Annotated in this window: 18 protein-coding genes; 13 read left to right on the forward strand and 5 right to left on the reverse strand. The window is 69.3% G+C overall.

Features of this window, described 5'->3' with window-relative positions:
• Positions 1–36 precede the first annotated feature (36 nt).
• Entirely contained in the window at positions 37–1,848 is a 1,812-nt protein-coding gene (locus tag ACFWFI_RS13320) for a bifunctional metallophosphatase/5'-nucleotidase (RefSeq protein ID WP_387388735.1), read from the reverse strand.
• A 200-nt stretch (positions 1,849–2,048) separates the two neighbouring features.
• On the opposite strand from ACFWFI_RS13320, the gene ACFWFI_RS13325 reads away from it, so the two are divergent.
• The 12 genes from ACFWFI_RS13325 to pstB all read left to right on the forward strand — a co-directional run bounded on the left by ACFWFI_RS13325 (position 2,049) and on the right by pstB (position 14,943).
• Complete coding sequence (locus tag ACFWFI_RS13325) at positions 2,049–3,119, forward strand: PDDEXK nuclease domain-containing protein (RefSeq protein ID WP_387388737.1); 1,071 nt, start codon at positions 2,049–2,051, stop codon at positions 3,117–3,119.
• A gap of 80 nt (positions 3,120–3,199) precedes the next feature.
• Entirely contained in the window at positions 3,200–4,123 is a 924-nt protein-coding gene (gene mshD / locus ACFWFI_RS13330) for a mycothiol synthase (RefSeq protein WP_387388739.1), read from the forward strand.
• A 117-nt stretch (positions 4,124–4,240) separates the two neighbouring features.
• Entirely contained in the window at positions 4,241–4,651 is a 411-nt protein-coding gene (locus ACFWFI_RS13335; protein ID WP_387388741.1) for a GntR family transcriptional regulator, read from the forward strand.
• Positions 4,648–5,541 (forward strand): ABC transporter ATP-binding protein, encoded by an 894-nt coding sequence (locus ACFWFI_RS13340; RefSeq protein WP_387388744.1) that lies wholly within the window; start codon positions 4,648–4,650, stop codon positions 5,539–5,541. Before ACFWFI_RS13335 ends, ACFWFI_RS13340 begins: the two co-directional genes overlap by 4 nt.
• On the forward strand, positions 5,538–6,524 hold the full coding sequence (locus ACFWFI_RS13345; RefSeq protein WP_387388746.1) for a hypothetical protein: 987 nt from the start codon (positions 5,538–5,540) through the stop codon (positions 6,522–6,524). The genes ACFWFI_RS13340 and ACFWFI_RS13345 overlap by 4 nt, the downstream gene beginning before the upstream one ends.
• Before the next feature lie 279 nt (positions 6,525–6,803).
• Complete coding sequence (locus tag ACFWFI_RS13350) at positions 6,804–9,050, forward strand: RNA degradosome polyphosphate kinase (RefSeq protein WP_387388748.1); 2,247 nt, start codon at positions 6,804–6,806, stop codon at positions 9,048–9,050.
• Positions 9,037–10,029, forward strand: a complete 993-nt coding sequence (locus tag ACFWFI_RS13355) for a CHAD domain-containing protein (protein ID WP_387388749.1) — start codon at positions 9,037–9,039, stop codon at positions 10,027–10,029. Before ACFWFI_RS13350 ends, ACFWFI_RS13355 begins: the two co-directional genes overlap by 14 nt.
• The gene (locus tag ACFWFI_RS13360; protein ID WP_387388751.1) at positions 10,026–10,451 is read left to right on the forward strand and encodes an NUDIX hydrolase; all 426 of its coding nucleotides are present in this window, start codon (positions 10,026–10,028) and stop codon (positions 10,449–10,451) included. The genes ACFWFI_RS13355 and ACFWFI_RS13360 overlap by 4 nt, the downstream gene beginning before the upstream one ends.
• 329 nt (positions 10,452–10,780) lie before the next feature.
• The gene (pstS, locus tag ACFWFI_RS13365) at positions 10,781–11,917 is read left to right on the forward strand and encodes a phosphate ABC transporter substrate-binding protein PstS (RefSeq protein ID WP_387388754.1); all 1,137 of its coding nucleotides are present in this window, start codon (positions 10,781–10,783) and stop codon (positions 11,915–11,917) included.
• 131 nt (positions 11,918–12,048) lie between these two features.
• On the forward strand, positions 12,049–13,044 hold the full coding sequence (pstC, locus tag ACFWFI_RS13370) for a phosphate ABC transporter permease subunit PstC (protein ID WP_387388758.1): 996 nt from the start codon (positions 12,049–12,051) through the stop codon (positions 13,042–13,044).
• Positions 13,041–14,129 (forward strand): phosphate ABC transporter permease PstA, encoded by a 1,089-nt coding sequence (gene pstA, locus ACFWFI_RS13375; RefSeq protein WP_387388761.1) that lies wholly within the window; start codon positions 13,041–13,043, stop codon positions 14,127–14,129. The genes pstC and pstA overlap by 4 nt, the downstream gene beginning before the upstream one ends.
• A 37-nt stretch (positions 14,130–14,166) precedes the next feature.
• Positions 14,167–14,943 (forward strand): phosphate ABC transporter ATP-binding protein PstB, encoded by a 777-nt coding sequence (gene pstB / locus ACFWFI_RS13380; RefSeq protein ID WP_387388763.1) that lies wholly within the window; start codon positions 14,167–14,169, stop codon positions 14,941–14,943.
• Positions 14,944–15,086: 143 nt separating this feature from the next.
• On the opposite strand, the gene ACFWFI_RS13385 is transcribed toward pstB, so the two are convergent.
• Positions 15,087–16,085, reverse strand: coding sequence for an inorganic phosphate transporter (locus tag ACFWFI_RS13385; protein WP_387388765.1), 999 nt, complete (start codon positions 16,083–16,085; stop codon positions 15,087–15,089).
• 5 nt (positions 16,086–16,090) lie between these two features.
• Entirely contained in the window at positions 16,091–16,711 is a 621-nt protein-coding gene (locus tag ACFWFI_RS13390) for a DUF47 domain-containing protein (RefSeq protein ID WP_103516088.1), read from the reverse strand.
• Between the two features lie 221 nt (positions 16,712–16,932).
• On the opposite strand from ACFWFI_RS13390, the gene ACFWFI_RS13395 reads away from it, so the two are divergent.
• Positions 16,933–17,280 (forward strand): metal-sensitive transcriptional regulator, encoded by a 348-nt coding sequence (locus ACFWFI_RS13395; protein ID WP_387388769.1) that lies wholly within the window; start codon positions 16,933–16,935, stop codon positions 17,278–17,280.
• A 22-nt stretch (positions 17,281–17,302) separates the two neighbouring features.
• Here the strand turns inward: ACFWFI_RS13395 and ACFWFI_RS13400 are convergent, their stop codons facing one another.
• Both ACFWFI_RS13400 and ACFWFI_RS13405 read right to left on the reverse strand, forming a co-directional pair.
• Complete coding sequence (locus ACFWFI_RS13400; protein ID WP_387388771.1) at positions 17,303–17,512, reverse strand: hypothetical protein; 210 nt, start codon at positions 17,510–17,512, stop codon at positions 17,303–17,305.
• Positions 17,513–17,611: 99 nt separating this feature from the next.
• Positions 17,612–18,499 carry an SCO4651 family lipoprotein gene (locus tag ACFWFI_RS13405; protein ID WP_387388774.1) on the reverse strand — a complete coding sequence of 296 codons (888 nt, stop codon included), beginning with the start codon at positions 18,497–18,499 and terminating at the stop codon, positions 17,612–17,614.
• Between the last annotated feature and the right edge of the window lie 71 nt (positions 18,500–18,570).

The raw sequence follows: 18,570 nt of genomic DNA on the forward strand, positions 1-18,570 counted from the left end.
TCTCGGCCCACCGCCCCGCCTGCCCTCGCCTGACGGCTACTGCACGATCGTGATCCGGTCCGTGGCCGGAGGGGCCAGCGGTGCGGAAGCCGTGGAGTGCGCAGCCAGGTAGGCGTTGAACAGGTCCAGGTCGGACGCGCCGACCAGCTTGTTCGTGCCCTGGCCGAGAGCCGCGAAGCCGTCGCCGCCGCCCGCGAGGAACTCGTTCATCGCGACGCGGTACGTCTTCGCCGGGTCGATCGCCTCTCCGTTCAGACGGATCGTGTCCGCGACCACCCGGCCGGCACCCGACTTCGTCATGTCCAGCGTGTAGGTGAGGCCCTTCGATACCTGAAGGATCTTCGGGGACGCCTCGTTGGAGCCGCTGACCTGCTGCTGCAACGCGGCGACCAGCTGCGCGCCGGTGAGGTCGACGACGTTCATCATGTTGGTGAACGGCTGGACCGTGAACGACTCGCCGTACGTCACCACCCCGTCGCCCTCACTGCCGGACGCCGTGTACACCAGGTCGGAGCGGATACCGCCCGGGTTCATGAACGCGACGACCGCGGCGCCCTTGTCCGCGGGGGCCAGGCCCTCCAGCTGGGCGTCGGCGATCAGATTGCCGAGCGGCTTCTCGGGGGCCGTGGAGCCACGGCCGTTGATGTCTGCGGAGATGTAGCCCTGCGGCCGGCCTGCGATGGGGGCGGCGAGCGTGTTCCAGCGGGCGATCAGCGCCGTCATGTCGGTGGCCTTGGCCTGGTCCCGGCGGACGATGTGGTTCTCCGAGGTCACCGACTTCACCGACGTACGCACGATGTCCTTGGTGCGACGGTCGTAGGTGAGGGTCGTGTCGGTGTAGAGCTTGCCGAACGACGACGCCGAGGTGACCATGCGCGGCTTGCCGGACGGGTCCGGGACCGTGCACACGTACGCCTGGTGGGTGTGGCCCGTGACCAGGGCATCGACCTTCGGCGTGATGCCCTTGGCGATGTCGACGATCGGCCCGGAGATGCCGTCACCGGCACCCGGGCTGTCGCAGTCGTAGTTGTACGAGGAGGAGGCCGGGGCCCCGCCCTCGTGGATCAGCGCGACGATGGACTTGACGCCCTGGCGGTCCAGTTCCTTCGCGTACTTGTTGACCGTCTCGATCTCGTCGTGGAACTTCAGGCCCTTGACACCGTTGGCCGTGACGATGTTCGGCGTGCCCTCCAGGGTCACCCCGATGAAGCCGATCTTGACGCCGTTCTTCTTCCAGACCGTGTACGGCTTGAGGACCGGCTTGCCGGTCTTCTCGGTCGTCACATTGGCCGCGAGGTAGGGGAAGTCCGCGCCCTTGAACTTCTTGCCCTTCTCGTAGCAGCCCTCGACCGGGTGGCAGCCGCCGTTCTGCAGACGTGCGAGCTCCGTGGCCCCCTCGTCGAACTCGTGGTTGCCCACGGCCGTCACGTCGAGGTCGAGCCCGTTGAGCGCCTCGATCGTGGGCTCGTCGTGGAAGAGCCCCGACAGCAGCGGGCTCGCGCCCACCATGTCCCCGCCGGCCGCGGTGACGGAGTACGGGTGCCCCTCGCGCGCGGTGCGCAGCGAGGTGGCGAGGTACTCGACGCCACCGGCCGGGACCGACTTCACCGTGCCGTCGGCCTGCGTCTCACTGACCGTTCCGGCGGAACCGGCGGGCGGCTCCAGATTGCCGTGCAGGTCGTTGAAGGAGAGCAGCTGCACGTCGACGGTGCCGGTCCGGTGGTGGCCGTGGCCCCTGTCATGGGCGCCGGCCGGCATCGCGGCGACGAGCGCGCCTACGGTGGCCAGCCCGGCCGTGGCGGCGAGCACCCGCCGGGACGCGCGGTTCTTCTGTGGAGTCGCTGACATCGGTCCCCTTGTGAGTCCAGCGGAAGGTGGTGAGTGGTGATGACACGCCTGCCGCAGCCTAGAGTCAACGCGCGTAGCGCGACAGATGTTCGGGGTTACGAACTGGTTGCCGCACGCTCAGAAAGGGGTCGATCACCCGTAGGGCTTACATATGCGCGCAGAAACGTCACAGCATGCATATGCACCGGAATTATGTCTTCGTGGACAGTGAACTCACCCCCCAGGCAGTGGTACCGGCCCAACAGAGGGCCGAACTGCCGCGAGGCTTCTACGAGATGATCGATGATCTCAAGTCGATCGTGCGGGGCGCGCATGTGCGCGCACAGCTCAAGGTGAACACCGAGATGCTCCTGATGTACTGGGAGATCGGGCGGACGATCCTGGAGCGGCAGGGCGGTGAGCAGTGGGGAACGAAGGTCGTCGAGCGCATCGCCACTGAGCTGCAGACCGAATTCCCGAACCAGCGGGGGTTCAGTCGCAGCAACCTCAAGTACATGCAGCAGATGGCCCGAACGTGGCCCGGCCCAATTGGCCAACAAGCTGTTGGCCAATTGCCGTGGGGGCACGTCGTCACCCTCATGAGCCGGTGCAAGACCCCCTTCGAGCGGGACTTCTACGCCCAGCACGCCGTGCATCACGGCTGGTCCCGCGACCGTCTGGCCACGCACATCCGCGGCGGGCTCCACCTCGCCCAGGGCGCCGCCGCGAACAACTTCGACGTCACGCTCCCTCACGCGTCCGATGCGGCCGAGCAGGTGTTCAAGGATCCGTACCGGCTGGACTTCACCCAGCTGTCGGACACCGCCGCGGAGCGCGAACTCGAGGACGCCCTCGTGACCAGGATCGTCCGCTTCCTCACCGAGCTCGGATTCGGCTTCGCCTTCGTGGGGCGCCAGTACCCCATCACCGTGGGTACCAAGGAGTTCCGCATCGACCTGCTCTTCTACCACTTCAAGCTCCACCGGTTCGTGGTGGTCGAGCTGAAGACCACGGAGGCCCAGCCCTCGCACCTCGGGCAGCTCGGCTTCTACGTCGGCGCTGTGGAACGCCTCCTTCGCGACCCGGAGCGGGATGACCGGACACTCGGCATCCTCATCGCGGAGAGCAAGGACGAGACGATCGTCGAATTCGCACTCCAGTCGCAGAACCAGCCCCTCGCGGTCAGCACGTACGCCGGTCTTCCCCCAGGGGTACGTGAGCTGATGCCCAGCTCGGACGACCTCTCCCGTATCGCTCATGAAGTCCTGCACCGCGAGGCGGCCTCCGGCTGACGAGGGCGGACGGCGCACGAACGGACCCACAACAGCTTGCCGCCCCCGGCGCCGCACCCCCGCCCCGTACGCTCGTACCCATGACGACTGACGCACCCCTCCCCTCCCCCGGGCGCGAGATCGAGACCCTCGACGCGCTCACCCCCGAGCAGGCCGACGCCGTCCTCGCCCTCCTCGGCGAGGCCGCCGGGACCGATGGCCGGCAGGCCGTCTCCGAGCAGGGGCGGCTGCAGCTGAGGGGCGGGCACCGGGAGAGCGTCCGTCATTTCCTGCTCACCGTCGACGGCGTTCTGGCCGGGTACGCACAGCTGGAGGACACCGACCCCGTCGAGGCGCCCGCCGCCGAGCTGGTCGTGGCGCCCGCCCACCGTGGCCGTGGGCACGGGCGGGCCCTGGGTGCGGCGCTCCTCGCCGCGACGGGGAAGCGGCTGCGGGTCTGGGCGCACGGCGGCAAGTCGGCCGCCCGGCACCTCGCGCAGGTGCTCGGACTCTCCCTCTTCCGCGAACTGCGCCAGCTCCGCCGCCCGCTGGACTCCCTCGACATCGCCGAGCCGACGCTTCCGCCGGGCGTCACCGTCCGCACCTTCGTGCCGGGACAGGACGACACGGCCTGGCTCACCGTCAACAGCGCCGCGTTCGCCCACCACCCGGAGCAGGGGTCCCTCACCCAGCGGGACCTGGACGACCGCAAGGCCGAGCCCTGGTTCGACCCGAAGGGCTTCTTCCTGGCCGAGCGCGACGGCGAGATCATCGGCTTCCACTGGACGAAGGTGCACGCCGAGGAGGAGCTCGGCGAGGTCTACGTCGTCGGCATCCGGCCCGACGCCCAGGGCGGCGGCCTCGGCAAGGCGCTCACCGCGATCGGACTGCGGTACCTGGCCTCCAGGGGTCTGCCGACGGCCATGCTCTATGTGGACGCCGACAACCCGGCGGCCCTGTCGGTGTACGAGCGGATGGGCTTCGCCACGCACGAGGTCGACCTGATGTACCGCACGGAGTCCTGACGACGGCCTGAGCCCGGCTCCTGAGCCGAGGTCAACGCACCCAGGGGCGGCGTCACTTGACGCCGCCCCTCCTTTCCGGCACCCTTTCACTACTCAATTAGTGAAAGGGTGGTGAACATGGCAGAGTCCGCAGCGGTCGAATTCCGCATCGACCGGCGCAGCGGCGTCGCCACCTACCTCCAGATCGTGCAGCAGACCAAGCAGGCGCTCCGCCTCGGTGTGCTGGAGCCGGGCGACCGGCTGCCCACGGCCCGCGAGGTCGTCGAAGCCACGGCGATCAATCCGAACACCGTGCTCAAGGCCTACCGCGAACTGGAACGCGAAGGGCTCGTCGAGGCCCGCCGCGGCCTCGGCACCTTCGTCCGCCGGACCCTCGGCAGCGCGGCGGTCACCACCGACCCGCCCCTGCGTGCCGAGCTGTCCGAGTGGACCCGCAGGGCCCGCGCCGCAGGCCTGGACAAGGACGACGTGAGCGCGCTCTTCACCGACGTACTGGACAGCACATTCAAGGGGGACCAGCACTCATGACAGGTGCCGCGATCGAGGCGATCGGCCTCGGTATGGCCTATGGGCGAAAGCGCGGGTGGGCGCTGCGCGACTGCTCGTTCCGGCTGCCCGCCGGACGGATATGCGCTCTCGTCGGACCCAACGGCGCCGGGAAGTCCACCCTGCTCTCCCTCACGGCCGGCCTGCTCCGGCCCGCCGAGGGGTCGGTGCGGGTGCTCGGCTCCACCCCCGCAGAGGCCCGCCCCCGTATCGCGTACGTCTCGCAGGACAAGCCGCTGTACCCACAGCTCACCGTGGCCGACACCCTGTGGGCGGGGGCCGAGCTCAACCCCGCCACCTGGGACCGCACGGCCGCCGACCGGATCGCCGGCCCGCTCCCCCAGGACGCGAAGGTCCGGACGCTCTCCGGCGGTCAGCGCACCCGGCTCGCCCTGGCCCTCGCCCTCGGCAAGCGGCCCGAACTGATGCTGCTCGACGAGCCGATGGCCGACCTCGACCCGCTCGCCCGTCTCCAGCTGATGGGCGTCCTGATGGCCGAGGCGGCCGAGCACGGGACGACCATCGTGATGTCGTCGCACATCCTCACCGAGCTGGAGGGATCCTGCGACTACCTCCTGTTCCTCGACGGCGGCCGGGTGCGCCTGGGCGGTGAGAGCGACGACATCGTCGCCGCGCACGCCGTGCTCACCGGACAGGCCCGCGACCTGGCCCCGCACACCGTCGTCGAGTCGCGCACGACGGGGCGGCAGCTCACCGCGCTGGTACGGCGCCAAGGACCGGTGGACGACACCGCCTGGGACGTCACGGAGCCGTCCCTGGAAGAGCTGCTGCTGGCACACCTCCGCTCACCTGAGGCCCCGCCGCTCCTCACCCCGAGCGCGCACACCCACGAGGAGGTGGCCGCGATATGAGCACCCTCACCCCTCCACGGCCTTCCCTGCGCGGCCCCTCCCGCGTCGTCGTACGGCAGCACCGGTGGACGCTGTGGATCGCGGGCGGGCTCGCCCTGGCCTGTGTGATCACCCTGATCGCGGCCGCCCTGTGGTCGGCCCACGTCGTCGACGCCTTCGAGTCCGGCCCCTGCTCGGCCGAGGGAGATCCGGGCCGCAGCTGCCACCAACCCGTTCGCGACTACATGGACACCATTTACACTCTCGGCCAGGTGTTCGACTACGCCGCCTTGGCGCTGAGGGCCCTGCCGCTGCTCATCAGTGTGTTCGTCGCGGGACCGATGATCGCCAGGGAACTGGAGAGCGGCACCTTCCAGGTCTCCTGGACGCAGTCCATCTCGCCCGCCCGCTGGCTCGCCGCCAAGCTCGCCGTGCCCGCCGCGCTGCTGCTGGCCGGTGTGTCCGTGCTGACGGCCGTACTCGCCTGGGCGCGGTCCTATGCGGACACGCCTTACCCCGTCCAGTGGCATGAGGCACATGTCTTCAGCGCTTCGGGAGTCCTTCCCCTCGCCCACACCGTTTTCGGGATGGCCGTCGGAGCACTCACCGGCCTGTTGGTACGCCGCACCCTCCCCGCACTGACCGTCTCCGCGCTCGTCACCGGCACGGCCGTCACTGTCTTCACCTACTGGCGCGGAGAGCTGTGGCCCCCGCGCACACTCACCGGCGCGACCCTGAACGCCGAAGAGGGCATCTGGTGGGTGGAAACGGGACACCTCACCAGCGGCGGAGAACGGCTGTCGCAGGACGTGTGCTCGCAGTCCGCGGACGCGGCGGACCGGCTCCGGTGCATGACCGACAACGACATCACCAGCCACTACCTCGACTACCACCCCGCCTCTCACTTCTGGCCCATCCAGCTCGTCGAGACCGGCATCCTGCTCGCCCTGGCCGCCATGGCCCTGGCGCTCGCCTTCCGGGTGCTGCGCCGTCGCACCGCCTGAGAGCCACCCCTGTCCGGGCCCCGGGGGGAGTCCGGGCAGGGGGTTCACCTACGGTGAGGACGGGGAAAACGGGGACGGCACCGCAGTCACAACGCTTCCTGTACGTCATGTCACCGTTACCGGCCATTCAGACGGGCTTGCGACCCTCACGGGATGCAGCCAGCTGTGCCCACCCCCCGCAACGGGAGCGGCCCCGGCCCGGGACCGACTTCCGCTTCTTCCGCGATCTTTATGGGCTCCGACGCGCCTGAGGAGCCGAACGCGCGGAAGAATAGGTCCATGAGCCAGCAGCCCAGCTCCGAGGTCCCGGTCCAGCCCGTCCAGCCGTCGGTCGGCTCCCTCGCCTCCCACCGGCCGCACGCCGTCGCGGGCTCCGTGCCCGCAGGCCTGTCCACAGCCGCCGACCTGGACCCCGATCTGGACAACGACGTCGACGCGTACGAGCCCGAGACGGACGGCGACGAGCTGCCGCAGGGCAGGTTCCTGGACCGGGAGCGCAGTTGGCTCGCGTTCAACGAACGCGTTCTGGAACTCGCCGAGGACCCCGCCACACCACTACTCGAACGGGCTAACTTCCTCGCGATCTTCGCCTCGAACCTGGACGAGTTCTTCATGGTCCGGGTCGCCGGTCTCAAGCGCCGCATCGCGACCGGTGTCGCCACCCGGTCCGCGTCCGGACTGCAGCCCCGCGAGGTCCTCGACCTGATCTGGACCCGATCCCGCGAGCTCATGGCCCGCCACGCCGCCTGCTACCAACAGGACATCGCGCCCGCCCTGTCCGACGAGGGAATCCAGCTGGTCCGCTGGCCCGAGCTGACCGAGAAGGAGCAGGCCCGCCTCTTCACCTTCTTCCGGCAGCGGGTCTTCCCCGTGCTGACCCCGCTGGCCGTCGACCCGGCGCACCCGTTCCCGTACATCTCCGGGCTCTCGCTGAACCTCGCCGTCGTCGTACGCAATCCCGTCAGCGGCCACCGCCACTTCGCCCGCGTCAAGGTGCCGCCGCTGCTCACCCGCTTCCTGGAGGCGTCCCCGCAGCGTTACGTCCCGATAGAGGACATCATCGCGGCCCACCTCGAAGAGCTCTTCCCGGGCATGGAGGTCCTCGCCCACCACATGTTCCGGGTCACCAGGAACGAGGACCTCGAGGTCGAGGAGGACGACGCCGAGAATCTGCTCCAGGCCCTGGAGAAGGAGCTCATGCGGCGCCGATTCGGCCCGCCGGTCCGACTGGAGGTCGAGGAGTCCATCGACCCGTACGTCCTGGACCTCCTCGTACGCGAGCTGAAGATCTCCGAGACCGAGCTCTACCCGCTGCCGGGACCGCTCGACCTCACCGGCCTGTTCGGCATCGCGTCGCTGGACCGGCCCGAGCTGAAGTACCCCAAGTTCATCGCCGGCACCCACCGCGATCTCGCCGAGGTCGAGTCCGCCTCGGCGCCCGACATATTCGCCGCCCTGCGCGAACGCGATGTGCTGCTGCACCACCCGTACGACTCCTTCTCCACCTCCGTCCAGGCCTTCCTGGAACAGGCGGCGGGAGATCCGGACGTCCTCGCGATCAAGCAGACCCTGTACCGGACCTCGGGCGACTCCCCGATAGTGGACGCCCTGATCGACGCGGCCGAATCCGGCAAGCAGGTCCTCGTCCTCGTCGAGATCAAGGCGCGCTTCGACGAACAGGCCAACATCAAGTGGGCCCGCAAGCTGGAGGAGTCCGGCTGCCACGTCGTCTACGGCCTCGTCGGCCTCAAGACCCACTGCAAGCTGTCGCTCGTCGTCCGCCAGGAGGGCGACACGCTGCGCCGCTACTCCCACGTCGGCACCGGCAACTACCACCCCAAGACGGCGCGGCTCTACGAGGACCTCGGCCTGCTGACCGCCGACCCGCAGGTCGGGGCGGACCTCTCCGACCTCTTCAACCGGCTCTCCGGCTACTCCCGCCGCGAGACCTACCGCCGGCTGCTGGTCGCCCCGAAATCCCTGCGCGACGGACTGATCGCCCGCATCAACAAGGAGATCACCCACCAGCGCGCGGGCCGCACCGCCTACGTGCGCATCAAGGTCAACTCGATGGTCGACGAAGCGGTCATCGATGCCTGCTACCGGGCGGGACAGGCCGGGGTGCCGGTCGACATCTGGGTGCGCGGCATCTGCGCGATCCGCCCCGGCGTCAACGGCCTCTCCGAGAACGTCCGGGTCCGCTCGATACTGGGCCGCTTCCTCGAACACTCCCGGGTCTTCGCCTTCGGCAACGGCGGCGAGCCCGAAGTGTGGTTCGGCAGCGCCGACATGATGCACCGAAACCTCGACCGCCGGATCGAAGCACTGGTCCGCGTCACCGACCCCGCGCATCGCGCCGCCCTCAGCAGGCTCCTGGAAACAGGCATGTCCGACACCACCTCCTCCTGGCACCTGGGCCCCGACGGAAACTGGACCCGGCACGCCACGGACACGGACGGGCAGCCGCTGCGGCACGTACAAGAGATGCTCATTGACGCCCGGAGGCGCCGGCGTGCGACGCCCTGACCACCAGACGACGACCCTCTCCGCGGAAACGGTCCTCGCGCCCTACCTGCGCGAACAGGCCGCCTGTTTCCTGCGGGGCCTGCGGCTGCACCGCGAGCACAGCGCCCCCGCGGACGCCGGCACGCAGAGCGCCGACGACGCCGCCCGCGCCCTGCGCCACGCGGCACGCCGGATCAGCGGCACGCTGCACACCTTCCGGGGAGCACTCGAACCGGCCTGGGCCGACCAGCTCCTGGCGGAACTGGCCTGGCTCTCCGGCACCCTGGCCCGCGAACACGCGTACGCCACCCGGCTCGGCCGGCTCCTGGAGGCCCTGCACCAGCTCTCCGGCGCCTCGCTCCCGGCGGCCCGGCCCCCTTCGGGGGACTTCCCGGCCGAGACCGACAAGGAGCGGGCGGCGCTCGGCGTCGGCGCGGCCCGGGCCGGAGCCCTCCTGGAACGCAGGCTGACCCTGGCCCGGACCCGCGCCCACTCGGCGGCGCTCCAGGCGCTGGGCTCCTCCCGCTTCCACGCCGTCGCCGACGCGGTCGCGCTGCTCGCCTCGGAGGTCCCCCTGTCGCCCTCGGCCGCGGAACCCGCGGCCGTGGTGCTGCACGCCCCGGCCGAGCTGGCCGAGCAGCGGATGCTGGACGCGGTGGCCGCGCTCCCGCCCGACGAGGCTGTGGAGCCGTACAACGAGGCCCACGACGCCCTCTGGCACCAGGCCCGCCGGCTGCTGCGGCTGCACCGGTACGCACACGAGATGCTGCGGGGCGCCCCCGATCCGGCCCTGGCCGGGCCGGGGCACGCGCTGGACCTGCACCGGGACGCGGCAGAGGCCGCCGCTGCCGCGGCGGCGGCGGCGCGCACCCCGCGCATCGCCCCGGCGACGGCGTACGCCCTGGGGGTGCTCCACGCCGACCAGCGGCACGAGGTGGAGGCGGCGCGCGCGGCGTTCCGGGAGACCTGGCCGTACGCGGCGGCGGTGACCGTGCCATGAGCGGCCTCGTCCTGGCGGCGGGCTGTGTGCTCTGGCGCCGTTCCCCGGACGGCGGCCCGGAGATCTGCCTGGTCCACAGGCCGCGCTACGACGACTGGTCGTATCCGAAAGGCAAGCTGAAGCGCGGCGAGACGGCTCTGGAGGCCGCCCTGCGCGAGGTCCTGGAGGAGACGGGCCATCGCTGCGTGCCGGACGTCGCCCTGCCGACCGCCCGGTACACGGCGAACGGCCGCCCCAAGGAGGTCAGCTACTGGGCGGCGGAGGCGGCGGATGGCACCTTCGTGCCCAACGACGAGGTCGACCGGCTGGCATGGCTGCCCCCCGAGTCCGCCCGCGCCCGTCTGACCCGCCCCGGCGACCGCGTCCAACTGGACGCCTTCCTGCGCGCCGGACCGGCGGATTCAAGCCCGACCGGCGACTGAGGACGAGGCGCGCCGAACCGGGCCCGCCACACCGGGGGCGCAGGCGGCGGGCCTCAGGCCCGCCGCGCCCGAAGACCGCCGCACAGCCACGTCAGCCCCCTCCGGCGCCCCGTGACACACCTGCGGTCCGGCTCGCCACGCCGCGTTACCAGCGGAACCAGCCCGCCCGACACGGTTCACCTGCCGTTCACTCTGCCCCGTAGGGCGCTTCACCTGTTCTGCCTAATTTCGGACGTACCAGGTGCACGGCACCAAGCCACGCACCATTCCTCATCGCACGCCGCCTCGCCCCACCAGCCGCGGCGGCTCCTGGAAGGAACACCCCGAAAGTGAAGCTTCAGCGCAAGAACCGGCTTCGTGCCACCGCGCTCGGTGCCCTCGCCGTCTCCGGCGCCCTGGTCCTCACGGCGTGCGGTTCGGACGACAACACCGGCACCGACGCGGACGGCGGCGGCAAGACCAGCGCCGCCGCGTCGAACATCAAGTGCGACGGCGCCGAGGGCCAGCTGCGCGCTTCCGGGTCCAGCGCCCAGAAGAACGCGATGGACCTCTGGGTCAAGAACTACATGGCCGCCTGCTCCGGCGTGGAGGTCAACTACAGCTCCTCCTCCTCGGGCGAGGGCATCGTCGCGTTCAACCAGGGCACCGTCGGCTTCGCCGGCTCGGACTCCGCCCTGAAGCCCGAAGAGGTCACCGAGTCGAAGAAGATCTGCAAGACCGGCCAGGGGATCAACCTGCCCATGGTCGGCGGCCCCATCGCGGTCGGCTTCCACCTGGAGGGCGTCGACAGCCTCACGCTGGACGCCTCCACCCTCGCCAAGATCTTCGACACCAAGATCAAGAAGTGGAACGACCCGGCGATCGCCAAGCTCAACGACGGCGTCAAGCTGCCGGACAAGGCGATCCAGCCCTTCCACCGCTCCGAGGACTCCGGCACCACGCAGAACCTCGGCAAGTACCTGAACGCCGCGGCCCCGAGCGACTGGAAGTACGAGGCCGAGAAGAAGTGGCCCGCCCCCGGTGGCCAGGCCGCGTCCGGATCCTCCGGTGTCGCCACCCAGGTGAAGGCCGTCGACGGCTCCATCGGCTACTTCGAGCTGTCGTACGCCAAGTCGCAGGAGATCACCACCGTCGACATCAACACGGGCGGTGCGACCCCGGTCAAGGCCACCTCGGAGAACGCCTCCAAGGCCATCGCCGCCGCCAAGGTCAAGGGCACCGGCAAGGACCTGGCGCTCGACCTCGACTACACCACCAAGGCCGAGGGCGCGTACCCGCTGGTCCTGGTGACGTACGAGGTCGTCTGCGACACCGGCAACAAGGCCGAGACCCTCCCCACGGTCAAGTCCTTCCTGAACTACACCGCCTCCGCGGACGGCCAGAAGGTCCTGACCGACGCCGGCTACGCCCCGATCCCCGAGGCGATCAACGCCAAGGTCCGCGAGACGGTCGCCGGCCTGAAGTAGTCCCACGCACGACACGCACGCACAGGCGGGCCGGTCCGGCGCACCCCTCCGGACCGGCCCCCACCGCCCGACCCATCCGGTGCACCGCCGCCAGGGGAGCCAGCCGCTCCCCCACACAGACCGGAAAGACCATGGCTTCCACCACACCGCTCGACATCCCACCGGCTCCGCCGGAAACACGCGGCCGCCCCATGTCCACCGGGCGCGCAGGCGACAAGATCTTCCTGGGCCTCTCACGCGGCTCGGGCATTCTGCTGCTCGTGGTCATGGCGTCGATCGCCGTGTTCCTCAGCTACCGCGCCTATCTCGCGATATCGCAGAACGAGGGCAACTTCCTCACCACCCTCGACTGGAACCCGGCCGGTGACCCGCCGGTCTTCGGCATCGCGGTCCTGCTCTTCGGCACGGTCGTCAGCTCGATCATCGCGATGGTCATCGCGGTTCCGATCGCTGTCGGCATCGCCCTCTTCATCTCGCACTACGCGCCGCGCAAGCTGGCCGCCCCCCTCGCCTACGTGATCGACCTGCTCGCCGCGGTGCCCAGCATCATCTACGGCATCTGGGGCGCTCTCGTCCTCGTCCCGTATCTGGAGGGCCTGAACCTCTGGCTCGACCAGTTCTTCGGCTGGACGTACATCTTCGATCAGACCGAGATCGGAATCCCCCGCTCGCTCTTCACCGTCGGCATCCTGCTCGCGATCATGATCCTGCCGATCGTGACCAGCGTCAGCCGCGAGGTCTTCCTCCAGGTCCCGAAGATGAACGAGGAAGCGGCGCTCGCCCTCGGCGCCACCCGCTGGGAGGTCATCCGCCTCTCGGTGCTCCCCTTCGGCCGCTCCGGCGTCATCTCGGCATCGATGCTGGGCCTGGGCCGGGCGCTGGGCGAGACGATGGCCGTCGCCACGGTCCTCTCCCCAAGCTTCCTGATCTCGCTGCACGTGCTCAACCCTGGCGGGGGCACCTTCGCGCAGAACATCGCCGCCAAGTTCGGCGAGGCCGACCAGTTCGTCGGGCGTGACGCCCTGATCGCCTCGGGCCTCGTCCTCTTCGTCCTCACCCTGCTGGTCAACGGCGCGGCCCGGCTCATCATCGCCCGCCGCAAGGAGTACTCGGGGGCCAACGCATGAGCAACGCCACCACCACCGACATCCAGGACAACCGTCCGCGGATCTCGCCGGAACCCCGGAAGTCCGGCCTCAGCAGCCGCAGCCTCCCCCGCTGGGCCCCGCTCGGCTTCGCCGTCGTGGCGATCGCGCTCGGCGTGGGGATCTCCCTGGCGGCCGGCTGGCACAGCCGCGTCCAGTGGGGCCTGATCTCCGCCCTGTTCTTCCTGGTCATCTCGTACGTGGCGACGACCGTGATCGAGAACCAGCGCCAGGCCAAGGACCGCCTCGCCACCAGCATCGTCTGGGTGTGCTTCCTCGTCGCCGTCGTCCCGCTCGCCTCGCTGCTGTGGACGACCGTCAGCCGCGGTGCGGAGCGCCTCGACGGCTACTTCCTCACCCACTCCATGGCCGGCGTCCTCGGCGCCGAGCACACCGGCGGCGTCTACCACGCACTGATCGGCACCCTGGAGCAGGTCGGGATCGCCACGGTGATCTCCGCCCCCCTGGGTCTGCTGACCGCGGTCTACCTGGTGGAGTACGGCAAGGGCGCGCTCGCCAAGGCCGTCACCTTCTTCGTCGACGTCATGACGGGCATCCCGTCCATCGTGGCCGGCCTCTTCATCCTGTCGATCATGCTGATGGCGAAGCTGGACTACTCCGGCCTGATGGGCGCGCTGGCCCTGACCATCCTGATGATCCCGGTCGTGGTCCGCTCCACCGAGGAGATGCTCAAGCTCGTCCCCAACGAGCTCCGCGAGGCCTCCCTGGCCCTCGGCATCCCGAAGTGGCGCACCATCCTGAAGGTGGTCCTCCCGACCGCGATCGGCGGCATCACGACGGGCGTCATGCTCGCCATCGCCCGTATCGCCGGAGAGACGGCTCCGATCATGCTGCTGGTCTTCGGCAGCCAGCTGATCAACACCAACCCCTTCGAAGGCGCCCAGTCCTCGCTGCCGTTCTACATCTACGAGCAGTACAAGATCGGCGAGGTCGCGTCCTACGACCGAGCCTGGGCCGCCGCCCTGGTGCTGATCGCCTTCGTCATGATCCTCAATCTGGTGGCCCGCGGCATCGCCCGCTGGAAGGCCCCCAAGACCGGTCGCTGACGCGGCCATCGGCGACCCGAAAGAAGCAGTGATTCACATGGCCAAGCGCATCGACATCGGCGGCCTCACCGCCTACTACGGCTCCCACAAGGCCATCGAGGACATCTCGATGACGGTGGAGCCCCGCTCCGTGACCGCCTTCATCGGCCCGTCCGGCTGCGGCAAGTCCACCTTCCTGCGCACCCTGAACCGCATGCACGAGGTCACCCCCGGTGGCCGCGTCGAGGGCAAGGTGCTGCTGGACGACGAGAATCTGTACGGCTCCGGCGTCGACCCCGTCACGGTGCGCCGCACGGTCGGCATGGTCTTCCAGCGCCCGAACCCCTTCCCGACCATGTCGATCTTCGACAACGTCGCGGCCGGCCTGCGGCTGAACGGCTCGTACCGCAAGAACCAGCTGTCGGACATCGTCGAGAAGTCCCTCAGGGGCGCCAACCTCTGGAACGAGGTCAAGGACCGCCTGAACAAGCCGGGCTCCGGCCTCTCCGGCGGCCAGCAGCAGCGCCTGTGCATCGCCCGCGCGATCGCGGTCGAGCCGGAAGTGCTGCTGATGGACGAGCCGTGCTCGGCGCTCGACCCGATCTCGACCCTCGCCATCGAGGACCTGATCGGCGAGCTGAAGGAGCGCTTCACGATCGTCATCGTGACGCACAACATGCAGCAGGCGGCACGAGTCTCGGACCGTACGGCCTTCTTCAATCTCTCAGCGGTGGGCAAGCCCGGCCGGCTGATCGAGATCGACGAGACGGAGCGGATCTTCTCCAACCCGTCGGTGCAGGCGACCGAGGACTACATCTCGGGCCGCTTCGGATAACCACAGACGGCCTTGGGGTGCTGCATGGCGGTGCCACCACAAGGCAAAGGGCCCGCCCCCGCTCTCCACAAGAGAGCAGGGGCGGACCCATTCCCGCGATCAGGCCGTCCACGGGGAACCGTGGATACGAGCCCCGGGCAGCGTCAGCCGAAGAGCAGCACGACGATCCCATAGCTGAGCGCGGCCACCAGTGCCGCGGCCGGCATCGTGATGAACCACCCCATGATGATGTTCTTGGCCACGCCCCAGCGGACCGCGTTCACGCGCTTCGTCGCGCCGACACCCATGATCGCCGAGGTGATCACATGAGTCGTGGAGATCGGTGCGTGGAACAGGAACGCCGAGCCGAACATGATCGACGCGCCGGTCGTCTCGGCGGCGAAGCCCTGCGGCGGGTCCAGCTCGATGATCTTGCGGCCGAGCGTCCGCATGATGCGCCAGCCGCCCGCGTACGTCCCGAGGGACAGCATCGCCGCGCAGGCGATCTTCACCCAGACCGGGATCTCGTCGTTCGGGCCCTCGACGTCGGCGATGACCAGGGCCATCACCACGATGCCCATCGTCTTCTGGGCGTCCTGCAGACCGTGTCCGAGCGCCATGCCCGCCGCCGAGACCGTCTGGGCGATGCGGAAGCCGCGCTTGGCCTTGTGAGGGTTGGACTTCCTGAATATCCACATGATCGCGACCATCACCAGATAGCCGACGACCAGGCCGATGACCGGAGACAGGAACATAGGGATGACGACCTTCTCGAGCACCCCGTCCCAGTGCACCATCGTCCCGCCGGCCAGCGCCGCGCCGACCATGCCGCCGAACAGGGCGTGCGAGGACGACGACGGCAGGCCGTAGTACCAGGTGACCAGGTTCCATATGATCGCGCCGACCAACGCCGCGAAGAGGATGCCCATCCCCTTCTGGCCTTCGGGCGTGGCGATCAGGCCTTCGCTGACGGTCTTGGCGACCCCCTGGCCCAGGAAGGCGCCTGCGAGGTTCATCACAGCGGCCATCGCCAGAGCCGCACGCGGGGTCAGCGCCCGAGTGGAGACCGAGGTGGCGATGGCGTTCGCCGAGTCGTGGAAGCCGTTCGTATACGTGAAGCCGAGCGCGACACCGATGGTCACGATCAGCGCAAAGGTGTCCACGAGGTTCAGGACTCCTTGACCGCGATGGTCTCCACCGTATTGGCGACGTGCTCGAACGCGTCAGCCGCCTCTTCCAGCACATCCACGATCTGCTTGAGCTTCAGCACTTCCATGGCGTCGTACTTGCCGTTGAAGAGCTGGGCGAGCAGCTTGCGGTGGATCTGGTCGGCCTGGTTCTCCAGGCGGTTGACCTCGATCCAGTACTCGGTGAGGTTGTCCATCGTCCGCAGGCTCGGCATGGCCTCGGCGGTCAGCTCCGCCGCTCTGGCCAGGACCTCGATCTGCTGCTCGACACCCTTCGGGAGCTCCTCGACCTGGTACAGCACGACCAGGTCGACGGCCTCCTCCATGAAGTCCATGATGTCGTCGAGCGACGAGGCGAGGTTGTAGATGTCCTCGCGGTCGAACGGCGTGATGAAGGAGGAGTTCAGCTGGTGGAAGATCGCGTGGGTGGCATCGTCCCCCGCGTGCTCCGCTGCCCGCATACGCTCCGCGATCTCGACTCGGGAGGCAGAATCCGCCCCGAGCAGTTCCATGAGGAGTTTCGAGCCCGTGACGATGTTGTCCGCGGATGCGGAAAACATGTCGTAGAAGCTCGTCTCCCTGGGGGTCAGACGAAAGCGCACGTGGGGTCCTCGGGGTGCTTTGGATTCGGTCAGGCTGATGCTAGGCGCATCATCCGGCCACGGCTAACCGGCGTTCTTCAGTGTCGCGCATCGGGCACAGTGATCAGCACGGCCCCCCGGTCACGTTTCGGCTGGATTCGTTACGATATACCCGGCAGGGGTATACAGACGGCACAGAACGGCACGCTCACCGCAGGCCAAGAGGACAACGGGAGGACCCCATGACCACCACCGAGGCCACCGACGCAGCCGGTACGGAAGCGGTCGTCACCGACCACGACCGCGGAATCCACGGGTACCACCACCAGAAGGAGGAGCACCTCAAGCGCCTGCGCCGCATCGAGGGCCAGATCCGCGGCCTCCAGCGGATGGTGGACGAGGACGTCTACTGCATCGACATACTCACCCAGGTCTCGGCCTCCACGAAGGCCCTGCAGTCCTTCGCGCTCCAGCTGCTGGAGGAGCATTTGCGCCACTGCGTCGCGGACGCCGCACTCAAGGGCGGCGAGGAGATCGACGCGAAGGTCGAGGAGGCCACCAAGGCGATCGCCCGCCTCCTGCGTACATGAAAGCGCCCTGTGCAGGGACGGATCATCCCCGGTGGCGGACCTGCCGGGGGATCGTCGGCGCCGGCTCCGCGCAGTCAGCCCCGACGTTGAGCACCTCGTCGATACGGTCGGGACTGAGCCGGTCCTCGAGCGCGTCCGCTGCCGCGATCATGAGCTCGCCGCACAGTTCGATCTCGGCGAGGGCCACACAGTCCTGAGCGTTCGGAGCGCTGAGCGTCACCACCTGCGTCACCTCTCTCTGCTGTCGCCGACTCCTGGCGCACCGACTCCCTAGCGTAGGGAGCGGGGCACACACCGCGCATGGCACGGACGGACCATTTCGGCCCCCTCCCTACGGCGTTTCCGGGCCACTCCGACCCTGCTGGACCCGACCCGTGTAGATGTCCGCCTCGGGGGGAAGATCCACGGAGACCGGCGCCCCGAAGCCGTAGAGCAGCATCGTCGACACCACCGCCACCGCCGGCCCCTCGGTCGCGAAGGTGAAGCGGTGGCGCACCTTCCGCAGCAGGCCCTCGTCGTCCAGATAGACGTCGAAGGGCACCGAATCCGTGCTGAACCCTTTCGCCGCGGCGGTGAGCGCCCCGCGCGAGGACGGCGAGGCGGCCCGCGCCGCCCGCCCGATGTCCGCGATCCCCCGGTAGTGCCGGACCGCGACTCCGGCCAGCTCCGTCCGTCCGACGTACGTCACCTCGTCCGCGCCGCGCAGCAGCTCGGCGGCGGCCGTCGGATCGGTCACACCGCCGGTGACCAGATTGCCGTCCTCCAGGGTCGTCGTGTCGATCCGCACCCATTTGTCGTCGGGCACCCCGGCACCACGGTTCTTCATGTAGAGCGCACCGGGTGCCAGCAGTTCCGTGATCGGCCGGTGCTCGTCGGACCCGGCGGCGTCCTTCGGCAGGACGACCTTGATCCGGCCGAGCTGTTTCCGGAAGTCGTACGCCCCCTTGCCCCTGATCGTCACCCGGGTCCCGCCGGCCGCGGTCTCCATCGAAGTACGCGTCTCGGCGCTGCCCGCGAGGGCCAGCTCCTCGGCTGCCCGCCGGACCACGGCAACGGGGGTGCCGGCCGGGCCGTCCCGGGCGACAGCGCGCTCACCGGCCCCGTCACCGCCGTCGCCGCCCGTACCGGAGCATCCGCTGCCCACCGTCATCACGCCGGCGACGGCCAGGGCGCACACAGCCAGTGCCCCGCCTCCGCACCTGTGCTGCCGCACCACCATCGCCTGCCAACCCCCAACGACGTACACCTGACCGAGTTCCCGCCCGTCTCGCCTAACGACGGCCGGGGCGC

This window comes from Streptomyces sp. NPDC060209, from assembly GCF_042728155.1.
In the GTDB taxonomy this organism is placed as follows: domain Bacteria; phylum Actinomycetota; class Actinomycetes; order Streptomycetales; family Streptomycetaceae; genus Streptomyces.